This is a genomic window from Paenibacillus aurantius (assembly GCF_032268605.1).
GTDB classification, from domain to species: Bacteria; Bacillota; Bacilli; order Paenibacillales; family NBRC-103111; genus Paenibacillus_AO; species Paenibacillus_AO aurantius.
The window spans coordinates 5,056,444-5,076,215 of sequence record NZ_CP130318.1 but is presented as its reverse complement, the minus strand read 5'-3'; the positions used below and the strand labels follow the sequence as shown (position 1 = coordinate 5,076,215).

Genomic DNA, 19,772 nt, shown 5'->3' with positions numbered 1-19,772 from the left:
ATTAATATGCCTCGTTTCGGTGGTAATAAAATGGAGACGCCTCCCCTTTTCGGGCGAGGCGATTTTTATAAAGGTGCAGGAAGAGGAGGAGGAAGCCGAATGGCTGTAAACGGAGCAGGACCCAAGGGCCGGCCGATTACCGGCAATTTGCTGGAATTCCGCAAGGACCCGCTCGCTTTTTTGCAGAAGGCTTATAAGGAATACGGGGATTTCGTGCCGATCCGGTTCGGGCCGACCCGCCATGTCTACCTGATCAGCGACCCCGATTCGATCAAGGAGGTTCTATTGACGAAGCAGGCGAGCTTCCGCAAGGCAAAAGGTCTTCAGACGGCTAAGGCCGTCATCGGGGAAGGCGTGCTTACGAGCGAAGGCGAACAGCACATGAGGCAGCGCCGCATGCTGCAGCCGGCCTTCAAGAAGACGACCATCAGCCGCTACGGGGACACGATGGTGCGGTATTCCGAGGAGCTGATTTCGGAATGGCGCAGCGGCGAAGAGCGGGTGATCACGAACGACATGATGCGCCTTACCCTGAACATTATCACCCAAACCATGTTCGGCATGAATCTGTCGGAAGGGTACGGGGATGTGAGCCATGCGCTGGAGGTCGGGATGAAATATGTCTCGAGGCGGGCGAGCTCCTTTATCGACCTTCCGTTCGAGCTGCCGACCAAGAACAACAAGGAATTCAAGGAATCGGCGGAAATGCTTGACAAGATTATTTATGGCATCATCCAGGAGCGCCGGGCCAAAGGAGAAGAGGACCGGGAGGACCTCCTAGCCATGCTTCTGGCGGCACGCGATGACGAGGATGGGACCGGCATGACCGACAAGCAGGTACGCGACGAGGTCATGACAATCTTCCTGGCGGGGCATGAAACGACGGCCAACACGCTCGCCTGGACGTTCTACCTTCTGTCGCAAAATCCGGACGCGCGCGCCAAGCTCGAGGAGGAGCTGGACCGGGTGCTAACGGACCGTCTGCCGACGGTGGCCGATCTGGAGAAGCTTCCTTACACCGGCAATGTGATATGGGAAGCGCTGCGCATCTACCCTCCGGTATGGGCGGTCAACCGCGAAGTGTCGGAGGAGGTGGAGATCGGTGGCCACCTGCTGAAGCCGGGCGACACCGTGATGATGAGCCAATATGTCATTCACCGGTCCGACCGCTACTTCGAAGACCCGGAGGTCTTCCGGCCCGAACGGTTCGAGGGCGATCTGCTGAAGCGCATCCCGGGTTTCGCCTACTTCCCGTTCGGAGGAGGCCCGCGCATCTGCATCGGCAACCACTTTGCGTTTATGGAGGCGAGCCTGGTGCTGGCCACGATCGCCCGCCGGTTCCGGCTGGATCTGGCGGAGGATCACCATAAGGTGGAAGGCGAGCCGCTCGTGACGCTGAGACCGAAGCATGGGCTGCGGATGGTGGCCGAGAAGCGCAGGTAGCTAAGCGACCTATTTTATCGAACGGCAGGCGAAGGCCATGTGCGTTTCGACGATGCCCAAGGCAGAAAGAGCGGATTTTTCCCGAGCCAGGTTCTGACTATTTAAAGCCCCTCCCCATGAGTAAACTGTACTCTACGTAAAGGACAGTTTAGAGAATGGGCGGGCTTTTTTTCTTTCGCCGGCCCTGCCCTCACCCGCTGCCCTTGCATGGAGGCAACCTTAACGGGAGCCTTCCCGCAAGGGACATTCCCAACCGAAAGGTGCCGGGTCTATGCCTTGCTTGCGTAATTCGGTAGGGCTATAATAAAGGTCAACCATAGACGGGAAAGCGGGTTATGCCCAGTGGAAGAGTTTGCCCTGATCCGGCATTTGACGGATCGTCCGCCCGGCCGAAGGACGGCTGCGGAGACCCATCTCGTCGTCGGGATCGGCGACGACGCCGCGGTGACGGAGCTCACCCCCGGCATGCAGCTGGTGCTCTCGTGCGACACGATGGTGCAGGACGTGCACTTCAACTCCAAGACGATGTCTATGTATGACATCGGCTGGAAGGCCATGGCCTCGAACGTCAGCGACATGGCCGCCATGGGTGCCGTCCCGCGCAACGCGCTGGTCGCGCTCACCGTGCCGGCTTCCGTGCCGGCGGACCGGCTGCGCGAGCTCTACGCGGGCCTCTACGCCTGCGCGGACCGCTACGGCGTCGCCCTGGCCGGCGGGGACACGACCTCGACGCCCGGAGGGCTCACGGTCACCGTGACCGTGACCGGTGAGGTCGAGCCCGGCCGCGCGCTGCTCCGCTCCGCCGCCCGGCCCGGTGACGCGGTGTTCGTCACCGGCTGGCCGGGCCGCTCGGCGGCGGGGCTGCACGCGCTGCTCGCCGCAGGCGCCCGGCCGGAGGCAGCCGCAGACGAGCCCATCCCGGAGGAGGCGTTCCCTCCTCCGGTGAGGGGGCTCGTGGCGGCGCACCGCCGGCCGGAGCCGAGCGTAGCGGCCGGGCGCCGGCTGCTCGCGGGCGGAGCCGCTCCCGCGCTGAACGACATCAGCGACGGCCTGTCGAGCGAGGCATGGGAAATCGCCGAAGCGTCCGGCTGCGGCCTGCTGCTGCGGGAGGCCGATATCCCGGTCGCCCCGGAGCTTAAGGCCTATGCCGATGCCGTCGGCGCGAGCGCGCTGGAGTGGATCCTGACCGGCGGCGAGGACTACGTCCTGCTCGGCACCCTCCCGGAAGAAGCGATGGCCGTCACGGCCGAAGCCTTCGCCGCGGAAGGGCTGCCATTCTTCCGCATCGGCACGGCGACCTCGGCCTTTGCCGGGGTCCGGCTCGTCGGAATCGACGGGGAGGAGAGGCCGGTCGCCAAGTCGGGCTACAACCATTTCGGCTAGCCCGAAGAGACCTTACGGGAGGCCCGAAGGAAGCTTCCGGGCACCCGAACGAACGCGGGGCGGATAGGCTTCCAAAGCCGCAGGCGGCTTTCTTCGGTCTCCGGCTCAAGCCGGGGGCGCCCGATTGTGCGGGCCTAATCCGCCTGCGGCACTATTCCGATCTGTACGGCCTATCTTCAGAAGAACGGCCTATTTTCCGATTAAGAACCCCATAACGCATAAGGAGCTGCAGACCATGGACGAACCGCAGGTCTTCCTCTATGAATCGCACGGGCTGGAGGACACGGCACGCCTCGCCCGCGCTTTGGCGGAGCTGGCCGTCCCCGGCACGGTATGGGCGCTCGACGGAGACCTCGGCGCGGGCAAAACCGCGTTCTCGCAGGCCGCCGCCCGGGCGCTCGGTGTAACGGATACGGTAAACAGCCCGACGTTTACCATCATTAAGGAATACGAGGGAACCGAGTTTCCCTTTTATCATATGGACGTCTACCGCCTCTCCTCCGAAGAAGCCGGAGAACTCGGGCTGGACGAATATTTCTATGGAGGCGGGCTGACCGTGGTGGAATGGGCCAGCTTGATCGGTGAGTGGATGCCGGAGGATCACTTGGCCGTCTACATCGAGAACAAGGGGCCGGACGACAGGCTTTTCCGCCTGACCCCGCGGGGACTTCCCTACACGGACTGGTGCCGCCGCCTGAAGGAGAACGGATTGCTGATATGAACGACACCGTGACGACAACACAAGCACCGGCCGGCCGCTGGCTGGGCATGGATACCTCGACGGCCTGCATGACGATAGCGCTGATGGAGGGCGGCCGGCTGATCGAAGAGCGTACCGAGCGGGCGGAACGCAACCACTCGCTTTATTTGAATCCGATGATCGACGCCCTGCTCGAAACCCACGGCATGAGACCGGGGGATTTGGCGGGCTTTGCCGCGGGGCTCGGCCCGGGCTCCTATACCGGGGTGCGCATTGGGGTTACCGTGGCGAAGACGATGGCCTGGGCTTTGGGGAGGCCGGTGATCGGCGTATCGAGCCTGGAGGCGTTGGCCTACGGGACCCCGGTGGAAGGGCAGACGGCCGGCTCGGAAGCGGGGCCGGAGGCGGGGCGAACGGACGAAGCCGGCGGAAAGCTGTGGATCGTTCCCCTAATGGATGCCCGCCGGGCCCAGGCGTATACGGGGCTTTTCGAGCTGGCATATGGTCCCGGGAAGCTCTTGTCCGTCTCTTCCGAAGGGGCTTCGGTTGTACCTGCATCTTCCGCTGCGGCTTCGGCTGCGGCCATACCGGCCGCGCCGGAACCGGGAGCCGTCCGCGTTTCGGATGCAGGTGACCGGTCGGCGGCCGGCGGCCGATGGACGCGGCTTGCCGAGGACGGCATCCGGCGCATGGAGGACTGGACGGAGCGGCTGCTCCGGCTCGCCGACGAACACCGTCCGGACCGGATCCTGCTGGTCGGCGAAACGGCCGGCTTCGGCACTTTCGCCGAGCGGCTTGCGGCCGGACTGTCCGCCGAGGTGCAGGCATTCGGCCAGGACATCCGTGCTTATTCCATTGGGAGGCTCGCCCGGATTAAGGAGCAGCTAGGGGATTACAGCCGCGATCCACACGGGATCGTGCCGAATTACACTCAGCTCGCGGAGGCCGAGGTTAACCTTCTGGCCAAGAGCGGCGGCGGGGAGGTGCCGGGTGGAGCAGATCGTGCCTGACGAGGGCTTTCAACTGACGTTCCGCGCCATGAAGCTGAACGACATCGACACCATATGCGAGATTGAGCAGGAGGCCTTTCCGACTCCCTGGTCGGCGGGAGCCTTCTACAATGAGCTGGTCAACAACCATTTTGCCCATTACATGGTCATGGAGGTGGACGGTGTCATCGCCGGGTATGCCGGCATGTGGCTCATCATGGATGAAGCCCACATTACGAATATCGCCGTCCGGGCCCCCTTCCGCGGCCGCAAGCTGGGGGAACGCCTCGTGGGGGAGCTTCAGAAAACGGCCAGCTTCATGGGAGCGGCCAAAATGACTCTGGAGGTCCGCGTGACGAACGTGGTCGCCCAGAACCTCTATGTCAAAATGGGTTTCCGTTCCGTAGGAGTGCGCAAAGGCTATTATACGGATAATAACGAGGATGCTTTGATCATGTGGGCGGAGCTGGAGAAGTACCATCCACAATCCTAACGGGGAGGGCCGGAGCGAACAAGACGGCCTTCCCCCGGTTTCTTACAGAGAGTGAGCGATAGCCATGAGGATGAACACCCGGGACCGGTCCGGCCGGCCCTGTTATATACTGGCGCTGGAGACAAGCTGCGATGAAACCTCGGTAGCCGTCATAGAGGACGGCAAGGTCATCCGCTCCAATGTGGTCTCCAGCCAAATCGAAACCCATAAAGCGTTCGGAGGCGTCGTGCCCGAGGTCGCTTCGCGCAAGCACGTGGAGTCGATCACGCTCATTATCGAGCAGGCGGTCCGCGAGGCCGGGCTCGGGCTCGGCGACCTGTCGGCGATCGCCGTGACGCAGGGCCCCGGTCTGGTCGGAGCCCTGCTGATCGGGCTCGTGGCCGCCAAGTCGCTCGCCTCGACGCTCGGGCTGCCGCTGATCGGCGTGCATCACATCGCGGGCCACATCTACGCGAACGCGCTCGTTCACGAGCTGGAGTATCCGCTTCTCGCGCTGGTCGTCTCCGGCGGCCACACCGAGCTCGTGCACGTCGAAGCGCCGGGCCGCTTCCGCATCATAGGCCGCACACGCGACGATGCCGCCGGCGAGGCCTACGACAAGGTCGCACGGGCGCTCGGCCTGCCGTATCCCGGCGGGCCGCATGTCGACCGGCTCGCCGCAGAGGCGGACAGCGCGCTGCCGCTGCCGCGCGCCTGGCTGGAGCCGGAATCGTACGATTTCAGCTTCAGCGGGCTGAAATCGGCGGTACTGGCGGCTCTCAACACGGCGCGCATGAAGGGCGTGGAGCTGCCGGCGGACCAGGTGGCGCGGGGCTTTCAGGAGTCCGTCCTCGACGTCCTCACGGAGAAAGCGATCCGCGCCGTCCGGGAGACCGGCTCCCGGCAGCTGCTGCTGGCCGGAGGCGTCGCGGCGAACCGCGGCCTTCGCACCCGGCTGGAGGAGCGCTGCGCGGAGGCCGGGATCCCGCTCCTGGTCCCGCCGCTCAGCCTCTGCACCGACAACGCCGCCATGATCGGCGCCGCGGCTTTCCTGAAGTGGGAGCGCGGCCAATTCGCGCCCCCTTACCTGAAAGCCGAGCCGTCCCTCTCCCTGGAGGACTGGTCGGTGCAGTAGCCCATTCTTTTTTGCATGTATTGACAGGCCGCAAGCGGCATATTATAATCAACAACAATTCAAATAGCCAAACGCTGGGAACGGGAGCAGTAAGGTGACAGCCCTTTGATCAGAGAGCTGCGGGAAGGTGCGACGCAGACGAAGGAACCCTGAACTCACCCGGGAGCGGCAGAACGGAACACGCGGCAGGTCCGCAAGCCACTTCGGCTTGCCGGCCGAACGACGAGCGGGCAGCCGTCCGGAATCCTTACGGATTTCGGCATAACGGCCAGTCCGGCAGCTCGGTCAGCCGGGTCTCACGTTCTGACGGGCAGCCTCCGTAATCGGGCGGGCGAAGCTTGACGGGTAAGATGACCGCCGGCCGAGCCGATAAGGGGATCCGCCCTCGGCGGGTCAACGAGAGTGGTACCGCGATGGCTAAGCCTGTCGTCTCTTGAAGAGACGACAGGCTTTTTTTAATTGGGATTGGCCAAGATATCTTCAAATATGCAAGCGTAGAACGGGAGCAGTAGGAATGGCCTTTGCTTAAGAGAGCTGCGGGATGGTGCGACGCAGCGCAAGGTTATACCGAATCTCGCCCGGGAGCTGGATCACCGAAAGCCGTAAGGTGTTAAGTGATCCCGGTTTGCCGCCGTTAGCCGGTATTGCCGCCGAAGCAACCTTTAAGGCTGTCCGTCCCCCTTTCCGTCTATTACGAATTGGGGCGAACGCCAAAAGAGGACCGGCGGCGAACGAGCGGATTCAGGTTGCCCTGAATCAACGAGAGTGGTACCGCGTCGGGTTTACAGCCTGTCGTCTCTTACGAGACGGCAGGCTTTTTTGTATACCAAGCTAACCAAAAATCCCCATTCGAAAGGAAGAGATGAGCATGAACCGCATCCGCATTTTTGACACGACATTACGAGACGGGGAGCAAGCTCCGGGCGCCTCCCTGGCCCCCGAAGAGAAAGTGAGGATCGCGCTTCAGCTCGCCCGGCTTGGCGTGGACGTCATCGAGCCCGGGTTCCCGGTCTCAAGCCTTGGGGAATTCGAAGCCGTCCGGCAAATTTCCCGGCTGCTTCCCGCCGTTGAAATATGCGGCTTCGCCCGTGCCGTAAAGGGAGACATCGACGCCGCTGTCCGGGCCACCGAGGACGCCGCGAGCCGGCGCCTGCATATGTTTCTTTCCTCGTCGGACATCCACCTGGACTTTCAGCTGCGCAAATCCCGGGAGCAGGTGATCCGGACGGCGCGGGAGATGGTCGCCTATGCCAAGCAGTTTGTGGAACAAATCGAATTCTCTCCGATGGACGCCACGCGGACGGGAGAGGAATTTCTGCTGGAGATGGTCGAAGCTGTCATCGCCGAAGGGGCCACCATCATCAACATCCCGGACACCGTCGGCTATGCGCTGCCGGAGGAATACGGCCAAGTGTTCCGCACCGTGCGGGAGAAGGTAAGGGGCGGAGAGACCGTCGAGTACAGCGCCCACTGCCACAATGACCTGGGGCTCGCGGTCGCGAACAGTCTCGCGGCGATCCGTAACGGAGCGACGCAGGTGGAGGTGACCGTGAACGGAATCGGGGAGCGGGCCGGCAACTGCTCCCTCGAGGAGCTGGTGATGGCGATCGAAACGAAGGGGGCGGCGCTTCAGGCGGAAACCGGCATCGCGGCAGAGGAGATTTACCGCACGTCGCGGATGGTCAGCCAGGCGATGCATTTCCCGATTGCGTTCAACAAGCCGATTGTCGGACGCAACGCCTTTCAGCACGAGGCGGGCATTCACCAGGACGGCCTGCTGAAGAACCGGAGCACTTACGAAATCATGGATCCGGAGCGGCTCGGCATTCCCCGTCAAATGATCATCCTGGGCAAGCATTCCGGCCGTCATGCCATCCGGCACCGGATCGGAGAGCTCGGCGCGCAGGTGAACGACGAACAGATGGAAGAGATTTACCGCCGGTTCAAGGAGAAAGCCGACGCCCAGAAGGTTGTCACCGACGAAGAGCTGATGCGGCTGGCCGGAGCGGTGACGAAGGAAGCCCTGGAGAGCTTCACCCTCACCGAGGTTCAGGTCGTCTCCGGAAGCGAACGGAGCCGGATGGCCTCCGCCGTGGTCCGGTACAACGGGACCGGGCAGCAGGTGAGCTCCTCGGCCATCGGCAAAGGCCCGATCGAGGCCATCATCGGCTGCATCAAGCAGGCGGTACCGTTCCCGGTCGAATTCGTCGACATGGAGCTTCACTCCCTTTCGGCGGGAGAATCCGCCGGAGGAGAAGCGGAGGTCACGATAGCGGCCGGGGGGCAGGCTTACCGGGGAACGGCGGTGCACCAGGACATTCTGCTCGCCGTGGCCCATGCTTACCTGGCAGCCTGCAACCAGGCGGCCCGGAACCAAGGCCTCGTTCCTCACGCCAAGGCGGAGAAAGCGGGGGAATCTTTTGCGGCACCGGTTCATTTCTGGCCATAACTTGTCGCCGGATAAAAATTCTCAACTTTTTCTTCAAAATCTGTTTCAAAAGGGTGTGGATATAGTTATCCACACCCCCTGTGTATAATGTGGACAAAATGGGGAAAACCCTTTTGGGAGTAGGTCCTAAACGTTGCCGCTAGTTCGGGATAAGTTTTCCCAAGAAAAATGTTAATAATGGGGATAACTCTGTGGAGAAGCGGGAAAACCTTGTCCAAACAGGCCTAAAGACCCTGTGATTATGGGGATAACCCTGTGGATAAGGCGATGGTTTGCTTCCTGGAAGGGATTATCCAGGTAAACGTTTGCGCAACCAATATTATGGTATAAACAAGGAAGGGAGCCCCCAATCGGAGCTCCCTTTGGTACTTTATCCCGTAACCGTTATATGCAAGGGGTTCCTGTGTGTATAACGGTAATTTTAAGCGGGGAAAGATTAACGGCATTGCTTATTTAGGCCAAAAGCTGTTCCCATTCTTCATACCCGGTCTGAAGCTCCGCCTTCTTGGCGTCGATGGCCTGGTTCCTCTCTTGTACGAGCATATAATCCTGGTACACTTCCGGTAAAGCCAGCTCTTCCTCGAGAGCGGCGATTTCGCCTTCCAGCCGGGCAATGTCCTGCTCGAGCTGCTCCAGCCTCCGCTGGCGGCTGCGTTCTTCCCGCTTCGCCTTTTTGTCGGCCTCGTAGTCGGTCGGCTTCTCGACAGGAGGGGCGGAGCCTTTCTTGTCGACGGCGGCGGCTGCGGCTGCGGCCAGCCGGTCGGCTTCGATCGCGGCGAGTTCGGCCTTCTTCTCCAGGTAATCGTCGTAGTTGCCCAGATAGGCTTCCACTCCGTCCGGCTTCAGCTCAAGGATGCGGTCCGCCATTTTGTTCAGGAAGTACCGGTCATGGGAGATGAAGAGCAGGGTGCCCTCGTAGTCCATGAGCGAGGCCTCCAGCACTTCCTTGCTGTACAGGTCCAAATGGTTGGTCGGCTCATCCAGAATGAGCACGTTGGCGTTCTGAAGCATCAGCTTGGCCAGGGACACCCGGGCCTTCTCTCCTCCGCTTAGGCCGGCAATTTTCTTGAAGACGTCCTCTCCGCTGAACAGGAAGCTCCCGAGCACCGACCGGATGCGCGCTTCTTCCAGATGAGGGAAAGCGCTCCACACCTCATCCAGCACGGTATGCTCCGGATTCAACCCGGTCTGCTCCTGGTCGTAGTAGCCGAGCTTGACGTTGGCTCCCCACTTGAAGGTCCCGGCGTCCGGGCGGCGGTCCCCGATGAGCGTCTTCAGCAGGGTGGACTTCCCGATTCCGTTCGGGCCGATGAGTGCCGCCGTGTCGCCGCGGGACAGCTGAAACGACACATGACGGAAAAGCGGGGTAGTGCCGTCGAAGGAAACGGACAGGTTCTCGGCGTTCAGGACGTCCTTGCCCGTCGTCTGCTCGATTTCGAACGAGAAGGAGGCCCGTTTCAGCTCGCCGAGAGGCTTGTCGATGCGGTCCATCCGGTCCAGCGCCTTGCGCCGGCTCTGGGCTCTTTTCGTGGTGGAGGCACGGACGATGTTCTTCTGGATAAAATCCTCCATCTTCGCGATCTCGTCCTGCTGCTTCTCGTACTGCTTCATTTGAATCTCGTACTCGGCGGCTTTCGTTTCGACATAACGCGAGTAGTTGCCGGTGTACCGCTTGGACGTATGGCGCTCGATCTCGTAGATGGTGCCGACAAGCGCATCCAGAAAGTAACGGTCGTGGGAGACGACCAGGATGGCGCCGGGATAGCCTCGCAGGTAATCCTCCAGCCACGTCAGCGTCTGGATGTCGAGATGGTTGGTCGGCTCGTCGAGCATGAGCAGATCCGGCTCCTGGAGGAGCATTTTGGCCAAGGCCAGCCGCGTTTTCTGGCCTCCGCTCAGCGTTGAGACCACCGTGTCCGCGGGGAAGCTTCCGAAGCCCATCCCGTGCAGGATGCTGCGGATTTTGGATTCGATCTCATAGCCGCCCTGTTCCCGGAACCACTCCGAGCGGGCCGCATAGCGGTTCATCGTTTCGTTGTACTTCTTTTCGTCGGCGAGCAGGTCAGGATCCGACATCGCCTGCTCCAGGCCGCGCAGCTCCTTCTCCGCCGTCAGCAGATGGGAGAAGACCTCGCGCATTTCCTCATAAATCGTCTTGTCGGAATCCAGTCCGCTGTTCTGGGCCAAATAACCGACACGCGTTTCTTTCGCTTTGTAAATCTCGCCGCTATCGTACGACATTTCCCCGGCAATAATTTGTAGAAACGTAGATTTTCCGGCACCGTTTACGCCGACTAACCCGATTTTTTCCCGTTCGTTGACTTGAATGGATATATGGGACAGCACGGGGCGGACCCCGTAGCTTTTGGTAATGTTGACAGCCTGCAGCAGCATGGTACACAAACCTCCATCATTTTTCGCCTTCTGCAATGCCCGGGCCATCTCCAGGTAAGAAGGGGAGGCGGGCGGCATGTTGATGCCTTTTTCGGGCGGTTCTTATCCTCAGTTTACATGAAACGCCGGCAAAGCAGAAGACGAAGGCCTTTATTCCCGCTGAAAAGCATGAAAACGGGTCCCCTGGTAGTCCAGGGTGCCGGTATCCCCTTCGGCCAGCAGCCCGTACTCGGCTCCGCGCAGCTTCATTTCCAGGCGGCTGCGGTCGGGCAGCTCGAAGGTTACATAATAGTCGGTTGACGCGCTGGTGTCCCCCGACCCTCCGTACACCTGGGTGCGTTTGGTGACCACGCGGGCCCACTCCTTCCGCCGTTCCGCCTGGTTGTTGGAGGACCACTGGGAGACTCCCTTAACGGACTTCACCAGAATCGTACCGATCACCAGTACAAAGACCGTCCCGAAAATAATCGGGAAGAGGGAAAACAACGCATGGCTTATTCCGCCCCCGCCAAAACCCGGATTGGTCATCATGGGGCCCCACCTCCTCGAGGATGTGATAGCAAGCTTACTCTTTTTGCTTCTTGCTTATCTTTTAGTACGCAAGGAACCCCCGGAATGTTTCTTCTTTAGTAGACTGCTTTTTCTTACGGACAACCTTGTGCTAAAATGAGATCAACTGCCAGTACGTGATCAAACAAGAGGAGACGGGAATTCCCATGCAAGCGCCCCAATCGAAAAAACGGCTCCGCCGGGAGATCGAGGAGAAGCGGTCCGCGCTTCCGCCGGAAGAGAGAAGCCGGATCTCGCGCATCATTTGCGAACGGGTGGCGGAACGGCTGAGGGAGTCAGCCTCTTCCTATCCGCCGGTTGTCTTCTCGTATCTTTCCTTTGGCGCGGAGGTCGACACCTTTCCCCTGCTGGAGTTTTGCTGGCGTGCCGGAATTCCGACGGCCGCCCCGCGGACCCTGTCGAAGACGAAGGAAATGAAGCTTCATCTCCTTTCCTCCCGCGAGGATGTGCAGCAGGGGATATGGGGAATCCCGGAGCCCAAGCCGGAGTGCCCGGAGCTGCCGGACACCGCTCTTATCGGCTGGGTTCTGATGCCGGGCCTTGCTTTCGACCCGAAGGGCGGCAGGCTTGGCTACGGCGGGGGCTATTACGACCGCTTTTTATCCGAGTATGCCCGCCGTCACGGCACGCTGCCGTTCCTGCTGGCCCTTGCTTTCGAGCTTCAGCTTGTGCCGGAGGTTCCTACGGAGCCTCACGATATACCCGTGCATGCGGTGGTGACGGAGTCCCGCTGGGTAGCCGCCGGAGAGGAGCCCTTTTTGCCGGGGCGGGATGAAGGTTAACGGCGTTAATTTTTTTATGTTTTGCGACACCTCCATAACGATACGATTACACGATACTTATAAAGGAGGCGGATGCCATGCCGGAGAATGAGGGGTTGACCCATTTTAATGAGCAGGGCCGGGCCCGGATGGTTGATGTGACGGAAAAGCAGGAGACCCGCCGTGAAGCGACTGCCCGGACCACGGTCCGCATGAAGCCCGGCACGCTGGACGCAATCCGGCAGGGCCGCATCGGAAAGGGCGATGTGCTGGCCGTCGCTCAGGTGGCCGGGGTCATGGCGGCCAAGAAGACGTCCGAGTGGATTCCGATGTGCCATCCGCTTGCCTTGCGGGGAATCGACATCCGCTTCGACGACAACGGGACAGATGAATTATATATAGAAGCAACGGTCCGCATAACGGGTCCTACCGGCGTGGAGATGGAGGCGTTGACGGCGGTTTCCGCCGCGGCGCTGACCGTCTATGACATGTGCAAGGCGCTGGAGAAGGAAATGGAGATCGGCCCGACGCATCTTACCCACAAAACCGGCGGCAAGAGCGGAGATTTTCACAGAAACGATACGATTTCTTCCTGATTATTTGATACACTAGGAGAGAGGTGAACGGCCATGCGCTGGAAGGTAGCGATTCTAACAGCCAGTGATAAAGGCTCGAGAGGGCAGAGAGAGGATACCAGCGCCCAAGTCATCCGCGAGCTTGTCGAAGAGGAGCTCATGGGGGAAATCGTCGAGTACCGCATCGTCCCCGACGAAATGAACGAAATCATGGCCTCTCTGATCGAGATGACGGAATACTATCAAGCCGACCTGATTCTGACGACGGGAGGCACCGGCCTGGCGCCGCGGGATGTGACCCCCGAGGCCACACTGCAGGTCGTGGAACGGCTCGTTCCCGGTCTGCCCGAAGCGATGAGGATGGCGTCCATGCAGCGCTCCCCGCGCGCGATGCTGTCCCGCGGGGTGGCGGGGATCCGCGGCAAGACGCTCATCGTGAACTTGCCGGGCAGCCCGAAGGGAGTCGCCGAGAATCTGGCGGCGATCATCGACGAGCTGCCTCACGCGCTCAGCATTCTGACGGGAAGCGGAGCGGATCATTCATGACCGCCCCCGCCGGAATGCTGCGCGAAGTGAAGGTGGAGGAAGCGGTCGGGCTGGTGCTCGCCCACGATTTAACCCAGATCCTTCCCGGGGAATTCAAGGGAAGGCTGTTCAAGAAAGGCCACGTTGTCCGGGAAGACGACATTCCCGCGCTCCTTTCCATCGGCAAGGAGCACATCTACACGCTGGATTTGGCCGACGGCTATCTTCACGAGGATGAAGCCGCCCTGCGGATGGCGCACGCGGCGGCGGGAGAGCATATTGTGCTGACCGACCCGCATGAGGGAAAGGTAAGCCTGAAATCCTCGATTCACGGCCTGGCCAAAATCCCCCGGGATTTTGTCAACGCCGCCAACGCGCTAGAATCCGTCGTCTTCTCGACGGTTAAGACCAACACCGTCGTGAAGCCCGGACAAGCTCTCGTCGGCACGCGGGTCATTCCCCTCGTCATCGAGGAGGAGCGCATTCGGGAAGTCGAGCGGCTGGCTGAAGCTCACCGGGCCGGGGGAGGATCTGGACCGGGTGAAGCGGGGCTCGTCTCGGTGAAACCTTTTCGTTCGCTGCGGGCAGGACTTATTACCACCGGCAGCGAAGTATACAAGGGACGGATCCAGGACAAGTTCGGTCCGATCGTCCGGGAGAAGCTGGCCGCCCTCGGCTCGGAGGTCGTGGAGCAGCGGCTTGCGCCCGACGAGAGCTCCCGGATTGTCGAAGACATCCGGTACTTCCGGGAGCAAGGGGTCGACCTGCTGCTCCTGACGGGCGGCATGTCCGTCGATCCGGACGACCGGACGCCGGGGGCCATCCGGCAGGCCGGAGCGGACATCGTCAGCTACGGGACCCCGATGCTGCCGGGCTCCATGCTGCTGATGGCTTACCTGGACGGGATCCCGGTTATGGGGCTTCCCGGCTGCGTCATGCATGACCCTTACACTTCGTTTGACGTGCTGCTCCCGAGAATTTGCGCCGGCGAAATCATCCGCAAGGAAGACATTGTGGAGATGGGCTACGGCGGGCTTCACGGCTGCTGATGCTTAAGGCATAACATTTAGATTAGGAGATGATTCTATGCACACACCGAGTGCGATAGGAATCCTGTTGATCGTCCTGGTGGCCCTGCTGCTGTTCGGACCGAACAAGCTTCCGGAGCTCGGAAGGGCATTCGGCAAAACGCTGAAGGAATTCAAGAACGGGGCCAAGGACATTATGAACGATGACGACGACTCGAAACCGGTCCGCAAGGAGATTCCGGCCGAAGAAGTCCGCGTTCATGAAACCCGGTCCGAGGCTCAGCCCGAAGCGAAGAAGCCGGACAACCGCCGACTGCCCGATTAAGCCCGCCCGCGGGCTCGAAAGGGCACATACAAGCATGGGGTTGGTGAACTATGGAAGAAGATCAAATGTCGCTGGTGGACCATCTGGGCGAGCTGCGCCGCCGCATTATGTGGGTGGCGGCCGTGCTTGTCGTCACGATGGTCGCCGGCTTTTTTATCGCCGTTCCGGCTCTCGATTACTTGAAAAGCATTCCCCCCGCCACCGGCATTTCCTGGCACGCCCTCGCGCCGGGAGACGGGATCCGCGTTTATTTTCAATTCGCCTTTCTTTTTGCGGTGGCGGTGACGCTGCCGTTTACGCTTTATCACCTCTGGGCGTTCGTCAAGCCGGGGCTTCGCGAAGAGGAACAGAAGGCCACGATCAAGTACATTCCGTTTTCCGTGCTGCTTTTTCTGGCCGGCTTCTCGTTTGCCTACTTTGTGGTCTTCCGGCTCGCCCTGGCTTTCACCACGAGCCTTAACGAACGAATGAGCCTTATCGAGACGTACGGAATTACGCAATATTTTACCTTTATGTTCAACATCTTGCTGCCCGTCTCCCTCGTGTTTGAGCTGCCGGTTGTGGTGATGTTCCTGACCAAGCTCCGGGTCTTGAACCCGATACGGCTGCGGAAGCTTCGCCGGTATTCGTACCTTATTCTGGTCATTCTGTCCACCTTGATTGCGCCGCCCGATCTCTTGTCCAACCTGCTCATCGTCCTGCCGCTTATCATTCTGTACGAGATCAGCGTGGTGCTGTCCGGACGCATCTACCGCCGGCAGCTGGAGCAGGACCGGGAATGGGAGGAGGAGTACGGTCCGAAGTGATGGGGAAGAGGGATACGGCCCGAAGTGATGAGGAAGAGGGATATGGCTCGAAGTGATGGGGAATGAGGGGACCAAGCTTCGCTTGTCGGGCGTTAGTAAGGTGAACCTTCGGGCAGCCAGCACCGCGTTTTCGTTTGCGCCCTTCTAATGGGGAGGGTGACAGCCATAGTGTCGAAAGCCATTTATGCGCCGAAGCGGAAGTCGGGTTCTGAGGGTTCAGCCCTTTCAGCCGTAGGTGAGAGGCTTGTTCCGCAGCCACTTACCCGCCTTCCGTCGTGTCTAACCTAATCGTGCGATGCCTCTAGAAAACCCGCAAGCGTTAGCCTTTTCCGCCATATGGCCGGTCAGGTTGTCGATTGGCGGGTTCTTTTGGCGAATCGGATAAACCTTTGAAAAAATGTCCAAAAAGACTTGCAAAATCATCCCAAAATTATTATCATAAATAGTGTTGTTAGCACTAACCAGTCTTGAGTGCTAACCCAAGCTACATAAATTAAAGGAGGCAGTTTTTCCATGATCAAACCTTTGGGTGATCGCGTAGTTATCGAAGCCGTTGCTAAGGAGGAAACCACAGCAAGCGGAATCGTATTGCCGGATACGGCAAAGGAGAAGCCGCAGGAAGGCCGTGTTGTAGCTGTTGGCGCCGGAACCTTCAAGGACGGAGAACGTGTTCCTTTGGAAGTGAAAGAAGGCGACCGCATCATCTTCTCCAAATATGCCGGCACCGAAGTGAAGTTCGAAGGACGCGAACTGCTCATCATGCGTGAAAGCGACATTCTGGCCGTTCTGGGCTAATGATCATATTCGGGTTCCTCGCGAGCCCAGCTTTAAATAAGGAAATCCGTCCGGTTCATCCGGCCGGTTCGCAACCAAACCAATTCGATTCGGGAGGTTTTCGTTAACATGGCTAAGGATATCAGATTCAGCGAAGAAGCTCGCCGCTCCATGCTGCGCGGGGTGGACGCCCTGGCTAACGCCGTTAAAGTAACTTTGGGACCTAAAGGACGCAACGTCGTTCTGGACAAAAAATTCGGAAGCCCGCTCATCACCAATGACGGCGTGACGATCGCTAAAGAAATCGAACTCGAAGACGCCTTCGAGAACATGGGCGCTCAGCTCGTTAAAGAAGTAGCGACCAAGACCAACGACGTAGCCGGTGACGGAACGACGACGGCAACGGTTCTGGCTCAAGCGATGATCCGCGAAGGCTTGAAGAACGTAACGGCCGGCGCTAACCCTATGGTCATCCGCAAAGGGATCGAGAAAGCCGTTAAAGCCGCTGTAGCCGAGCTGCAGAACATCGCCAAGCCGATCGAAGGCAAGAACTCCATCGCTCAAGTAGCCGCTATCTCCGCTGCTGACGAAGAAGTCGGCCAGCTGATCGCCGAAGCCATGGAGAAAGTCGGCAACGACGGCGTTATCACGGTAGAAGAATCCAAAGGCTTCGCTACGGAGCTTGAAGTGGTAGAAGGGATGCAGTTCGACCGCGGATACATCTCTCCTTACATGATCACCGACACGGACAAGATGGAAGCCGTTCTCGACGAGCCTTACATCCTCATCACCGACAAGAAGATCTCCAACATACAGGAAATCCTTCCGGTTCTGGAGAAAGTGGTTCAACAAGGACGTCCGCTCGTTATCATCGCGGAAGACGTAGAAGGCGAAGCGCTAGCAACCCTCGTGGTTAACAAGCTGCGCGGAACGTTCACCTGCGTAGCGGTTAAAGCTCCTGGCTTCGGCGACCGCCGCAAAGCCATGCTGCAGGACATCGCCGCTCTGACCGGTGCTCAAGTGATCACCGAAGAGCTGGGACTGGACCTGAAATCCGCGAAAGTGGAGCAATTGGGCCGTTCCCGTCAAGTGCGCGTAACAAAAGAAAACACCATTGTGGTCGACGGTTCCGGAGACAAGAAGGACATCGGCGCCCGTGTTCAACAAATCAGAACCCAACTGGAAGAAACCACTTCCGAGTTCGACAAAGAGAAGCTGCAAGAGCGTCTGGCTAAGCTGTCCGGCGGCGTAGCGGTTATCAAAGTCGGTGCTGCAACCGAGACCGAGCTGAAAGAGCGCAAGCTTCGCATCGAAGACGCTCTGAACTCCACTCGCGCTGCGGTAGAAGAAGGAATCGTTTCCGGTGGCGGTACGGCCCTCGTTAACGTCTTCAACGCAGTAGCTGCTGTAGATGCTCAAGGCGACGAGAAAACGGGCGTTAACATCGTTCTCCGCGCTCTGGAAGAGCCGATCCGCACCATCGCTTCCAACGCCGGCCAAGAAGGCTCCGTAGTCGTTGAGCGCCTGAAGAAAGAGCAAGTAGGCGTAGGCTACAACGCCGCTTCCGGCGAATGGGTCAACATGTTCGAAGCTGGAATCGTAGACCCTGCGAAAGTAACCCGTTCCGCTCTGCAGAACGCAGCTTCCGTAGCGGCTATGTTCCTGACCACCGAAGCGGTTATCGCCGACAAGCCGGAGAAAGACAAGCCAGCTATGCCTGACATGGGCGGCATGGGTGGAATGGGCGGCATGGGCGGCATGATGTAATACAGCCTATGGGCTAAAATAGAGAAGCCTCCCGGGAGACCGGGAGGCTTTTTTAATTGTGTATTTCCTGTATTAAGAGAATCTTCTATCTTCTAAAGTAGCTTGAAACAAGTCTTTGAACTATGCTGTGTTTTGGAATAATATTGCCATTATATCAAAATGTCGTATAATAAACAGTAGAGCCGCCATCCAAAGGATGAAGTGGCTTTGTTCTTTTATTGACCCTTTAGTGTAGGATAGAGATTGAGGAGAAGGATAAGAAAAAATAAGGATGTGTTCAGGTATGAAGTTAATTCTTCTTTCCGGAGGCTCGGGAAAAAGATTGTGGCCACTATCGAATGATTCAAGATCTAAACAATTTATTAAAGTTTTAAGTAACAAAAACAATGAGATGGAGTCGATGGTTCAGCGGGTTTGGAAGCAGCTTGATTCCGTTGGATTGGCTTCTTCCTCCTATATAGCAACTAGTAAGTCACAATCAGAGTTGATCCAGAGTCAATTGGGAGAAGATGTTCCGATAATTATTGAACCATCACGTCGAGATACGTTTCCTGCTATAGCTTTAGCTTCAACTTACTTGTATTCCCATGTAGGGATAAGCTTAAATGAAGTTGTAGCAGTGCTTCCCGTGGATCCTTTTGTAGAAGACACTTTCTTTAATGAAGTTAAGGAGCTTGAAAATATATTATTTCATTCCAAAGCAGATATTGCGTTAATTGGAGTAAAACCGACTTATCCGTCTGAAAAGTATGGATACATCGTTCCAGAAAATACGACTAGATTTTCCGCAAGGTACTTACCAGTTCAAAGATTCGCAGAAAAACCTGATCAGGCGGGTGCAGAAAGATTAATAGAACAAAATGCCTTTTGGAACTGTGGAGTGTTTGCTTTTCGGCTCGGTTTTCTTATCTCCTTGCTTGAGAGAAAGAGATTGCCTGTCCAGTACGAGGAGCTAACTAAGCAGTATGGGTTACTTGATAAAATAAGTTTTGATTATGAAGTGGTAGAAAAATGTGAGAAGATCGTTATGCTTCCTTACGCTGGGTGTTGGAAGGATTTAGGCACCTGGAATACTCTTACGGAAGAGATGCAATCTCATCAAATTGGAAAAGGAAGTATATCCAAGGATTCGACAAATACTCACTTGGTCAACGAGTTGGATATTCCGGTAACTATTATTGGAATGACTAATGCAATAATTGCGGCTAGCCCCGACGGAATATTAGTGGCAGACAAGCAAGCCAGTCCACGGATAAAAGATTTCGTCAAAAACACGGAATTACCCATAAGGTATGAGGAGAGATTATGGGGATGGTACCGGGTTCTGGATTATACGAAAACCGAGGAAGGAAGTGAAGTGTTAACCAAGAGAATTTGTATCTCGGCCAATAATAATATAAGTTATCACTTTCATAGATTAAGAAAAGAAACATGGAACGTAATTTCAGGAAGAGGACTGGTTAAATTAGAAAACAACATCGTGTCCGTTTCAGCGGGAGATGTTATCCAAATTCCTGCAGGCTTAAAACATGCTATAAAAGCTTTAACGGACCTTGAAATTATTGAGATACAAAACGGACGATTATTGGAGGAAGACATTCATCGGCTTCAAAGAAGCTGGGAAGAAATAGCGGATCAAAGCATAGTAAATTAAAAAGACTTGGTGCCAAGGCACC

18 protein-coding genes and 1 other annotated feature are annotated in these 19,772 nt (G+C 58.2%); of the genes, 16 read left to right on the top strand and 2 right to left on the bottom strand.

What is annotated here, in order from left to right; genetic code table 11:
* Positions 1–99: 99 nt before the first annotated feature.
* From MJA45_RS22970 to MJA45_RS22940, 7 genes are all read left to right on the top strand, one after another.
* Entirely contained in the window at positions 100–1,443 is a 1,344-nt protein-coding gene (locus MJA45_RS22970; protein ID WP_315604223.1) for a cytochrome P450, read from the top strand.
* Between the two features lie 342 nt (positions 1,444–1,785).
* Positions 1,786–2,826: a thiamine-phosphate kinase gene (gene thiL, locus MJA45_RS22965; protein WP_315604222.1), complete on the top strand. Its 1,041-nt coding sequence runs from the start codon at positions 1,786–1,788 to the stop codon at positions 2,824–2,826.
* Between the two features lie 235 nt (positions 2,827–3,061).
* Positions 3,062–3,547, top strand: coding sequence for a tRNA (adenosine(37)-N6)-threonylcarbamoyltransferase complex ATPase subunit type 1 TsaE (gene tsaE / locus MJA45_RS22960; protein ID WP_315604221.1), 486 nt, complete (start codon positions 3,062–3,064; stop codon positions 3,545–3,547).
* Entirely contained in the window at positions 3,544–4,536 is a 993-nt protein-coding gene (tsaB, locus tag MJA45_RS22955; RefSeq protein ID WP_315604220.1) for a tRNA (adenosine(37)-N6)-threonylcarbamoyltransferase complex dimerization subunit type 1 TsaB, read from the top strand. Before tsaE ends, tsaB begins: the two co-directional genes overlap by 4 nt.
* Positions 4,537–4,564: 28 nt before the next feature.
* The gene (rimI, locus tag MJA45_RS22950; RefSeq protein ID WP_315608086.1) at positions 4,565–5,008 is read left to right on the top strand and encodes a ribosomal protein S18-alanine N-acetyltransferase; all 444 of its coding nucleotides are present in this window, start codon (positions 4,565–4,567) and stop codon (positions 5,006–5,008) included.
* A 70-nt stretch (positions 5,009–5,078) separates the two neighbouring features.
* Positions 5,079–6,122, top strand: coding sequence for a tRNA (adenosine(37)-N6)-threonylcarbamoyltransferase complex transferase subunit TsaD (tsaD, locus tag MJA45_RS22945; protein ID WP_315608085.1), 1,044 nt, complete (start codon positions 5,079–5,081; stop codon positions 6,120–6,122).
* A gap of 486 nt (positions 6,123–6,608) precedes the next feature.
* Positions 6,609–6,925: a binding site (T-box leader), on the top strand.
* 65 nt (positions 6,926–6,990) lie between these two features.
* A complete protein-coding gene (locus tag MJA45_RS22940) occupies positions 6,991–8,571 on the top strand; it encodes a 2-isopropylmalate synthase (protein ID WP_315604219.1) in 1,581 nt (526 codons plus the stop codon).
* Positions 8,572–9,024: 453 nt separating this feature from the next.
* On the opposite strand, the gene MJA45_RS22935 is transcribed toward MJA45_RS22940, so the two are convergent.
* Positions 9,025–10,965, bottom strand: coding sequence for an ABC-F family ATP-binding cassette domain-containing protein (locus MJA45_RS22935; RefSeq protein WP_315604218.1), 1,941 nt, complete (start codon positions 10,963–10,965; stop codon positions 9,025–9,027).
* Positions 10,966–11,115: 150 nt separating this feature from the next.
* Positions 11,116–11,496 carry a DUF2500 domain-containing protein gene (locus MJA45_RS22930; RefSeq protein ID WP_315604217.1) on the bottom strand — a complete coding sequence of 127 codons (381 nt, stop codon included), beginning with the start codon at positions 11,494–11,496 and terminating at the stop codon, positions 11,116–11,118.
* 185 nt (positions 11,497–11,681) lie between these two features.
* Here MJA45_RS22930 and MJA45_RS22925 point away from each other — a divergent pair, with 185 nt between their 5' ends.
* From MJA45_RS22925 to MJA45_RS22885, 9 genes are all read left to right on the top strand, one after another.
* Positions 11,682–12,317 carry a 5-formyltetrahydrofolate cyclo-ligase gene (locus MJA45_RS22925; RefSeq protein WP_315604216.1) on the top strand — a complete coding sequence of 212 codons (636 nt, stop codon included), beginning with the start codon at positions 11,682–11,684 and terminating at the stop codon, positions 12,315–12,317.
* Positions 12,318–12,394: 77 nt separating this feature from the next.
* Entirely contained in the window at positions 12,395–12,892 is a 498-nt protein-coding gene (moaC, locus tag MJA45_RS22920; protein ID WP_315604215.1) for a cyclic pyranopterin monophosphate synthase MoaC, read from the top strand.
* Between the two features lie 33 nt (positions 12,893–12,925).
* Complete coding sequence (locus MJA45_RS22915) at positions 12,926–13,417, top strand: MogA/MoaB family molybdenum cofactor biosynthesis protein (RefSeq protein WP_315604214.1); 492 nt, start codon at positions 12,926–12,928, stop codon at positions 13,415–13,417.
* Positions 13,414–14,445 (top strand): molybdopterin-binding protein, encoded by a 1,032-nt coding sequence (locus MJA45_RS22910; protein WP_315604213.1) that lies wholly within the window; start codon positions 13,414–13,416, stop codon positions 14,443–14,445. The genes MJA45_RS22915 and MJA45_RS22910 overlap by 4 nt, the downstream gene beginning before the upstream one ends.
* A gap of 37 nt (positions 14,446–14,482) precedes the next feature.
* Entirely contained in the window at positions 14,483–14,749 is a 267-nt protein-coding gene (locus MJA45_RS22905; protein ID WP_315604212.1) for a twin-arginine translocase TatA/TatE family subunit, read from the top strand.
* 50 nt (positions 14,750–14,799) lie between these two features.
* The gene (gene tatC / locus MJA45_RS22900) at positions 14,800–15,555 is read left to right on the top strand and encodes a twin-arginine translocase subunit TatC (RefSeq protein WP_315604211.1); all 756 of its coding nucleotides are present in this window, start codon (positions 14,800–14,802) and stop codon (positions 15,553–15,555) included.
* Positions 15,556–16,068: 513 nt separating this feature from the next.
* A complete protein-coding gene (groES, locus tag MJA45_RS22895) occupies positions 16,069–16,350 on the top strand; it encodes a co-chaperone GroES (RefSeq protein ID WP_315604210.1) in 282 nt (93 codons plus the stop codon).
* A gap of 108 nt (positions 16,351–16,458) precedes the next feature.
* Entirely contained in the window at positions 16,459–18,096 is a 1,638-nt protein-coding gene (gene groL, locus MJA45_RS22890) for a chaperonin GroEL (protein WP_315604209.1), read from the top strand.
* Between the two features lie 283 nt (positions 18,097–18,379).
* Positions 18,380–19,750, top strand: coding sequence for a sugar phosphate nucleotidyltransferase (locus MJA45_RS22885; protein WP_315604208.1), 1,371 nt, complete (start codon positions 18,380–18,382; stop codon positions 19,748–19,750).
* The last annotated feature ends 22 nt before the right edge of the window (positions 19,751–19,772 follow it).

What these genes read in the sequence shown, in the direction of transcription:
- groL (WP_315604209.1), top strand. Translation starts at nt 16,459, where the DNA reads ATGGCTAAGGATATCAGATTCAGCGAAGAAGCTCGCCGCTCCATGCTG.
- MJA45_RS22915 (WP_315604214.1), top strand. Translation starts at nt 12,926, where the DNA reads ATGCGCTGGAAGGTAGCGATTCTAACAGCCAGTGATAAAGGCTCGAGA.
- tsaB (WP_315604220.1), top strand. Translation starts at nt 3,544, where the DNA reads ATGAACGACACCGTGACGACAACACAAGCACCGGCCGGCCGCTGGCTG.
- tsaD (WP_315608085.1), top strand. Translation starts at nt 5,079, where the DNA reads ATGAACACCCGGGACCGGTCCGGCCGGCCCTGTTATATACTGGCGCTG.
- moaC (WP_315604215.1), top strand. Translation starts at nt 12,395, where the DNA reads ATGCCGGAGAATGAGGGGTTGACCCATTTTAATGAGCAGGGCCGGGCC.
- MJA45_RS22885 (WP_315604208.1), top strand. Translation starts at nt 18,380, where the DNA reads ATGAAGTTAATTCTTCTTTCCGGAGGCTCGGGAAAAAGATTGTGGCCA.
- groES (WP_315604210.1), top strand. Translation starts at nt 16,069, where the DNA reads ATGATCAAACCTTTGGGTGATCGCGTAGTTATCGAAGCCGTTGCTAAG.
- MJA45_RS22935 (WP_315604218.1), bottom strand. Translation starts at nt 10,965, where the DNA reads ATGCTGCTGCAGGCTGTCAACATTACCAAAAGCTACGGGGTCCGCCCC.
- MJA45_RS22930 (WP_315604217.1), bottom strand. Translation starts at nt 11,496, where the DNA reads ATGATGACCAATCCGGGTTTTGGCGGGGGCGGAATAAGCCATGCGTTG.
- rimI (WP_315608086.1), top strand. Translation starts at nt 4,565, where the DNA reads ATGAAGCTGAACGACATCGACACCATATGCGAGATTGAGCAGGAGGCC.
- tatC (WP_315604211.1), top strand. Translation starts at nt 14,800, where the DNA reads ATGGAAGAAGATCAAATGTCGCTGGTGGACCATCTGGGCGAGCTGCGC.
- MJA45_RS22910 (WP_315604213.1), top strand. Translation starts at nt 13,414, where the DNA reads ATGACCGCCCCCGCCGGAATGCTGCGCGAAGTGAAGGTGGAGGAAGCG.
- tsaE (WP_315604221.1), top strand. Translation starts at nt 3,062, where the DNA reads ATGGACGAACCGCAGGTCTTCCTCTATGAATCGCACGGGCTGGAGGAC.
- MJA45_RS22925 (WP_315604216.1), top strand. Translation starts at nt 11,682, where the DNA reads ATGCAAGCGCCCCAATCGAAAAAACGGCTCCGCCGGGAGATCGAGGAG.
- MJA45_RS22940 (WP_315604219.1), top strand. Translation starts at nt 6,991, where the DNA reads ATGAACCGCATCCGCATTTTTGACACGACATTACGAGACGGGGAGCAA.
- MJA45_RS22970 (WP_315604223.1), top strand. Translation starts at nt 100, where the DNA reads ATGGCTGTAAACGGAGCAGGACCCAAGGGCCGGCCGATTACCGGCAAT.
- MJA45_RS22905 (WP_315604212.1), top strand. Translation starts at nt 14,483, where the DNA reads ATGCACACACCGAGTGCGATAGGAATCCTGTTGATCGTCCTGGTGGCC.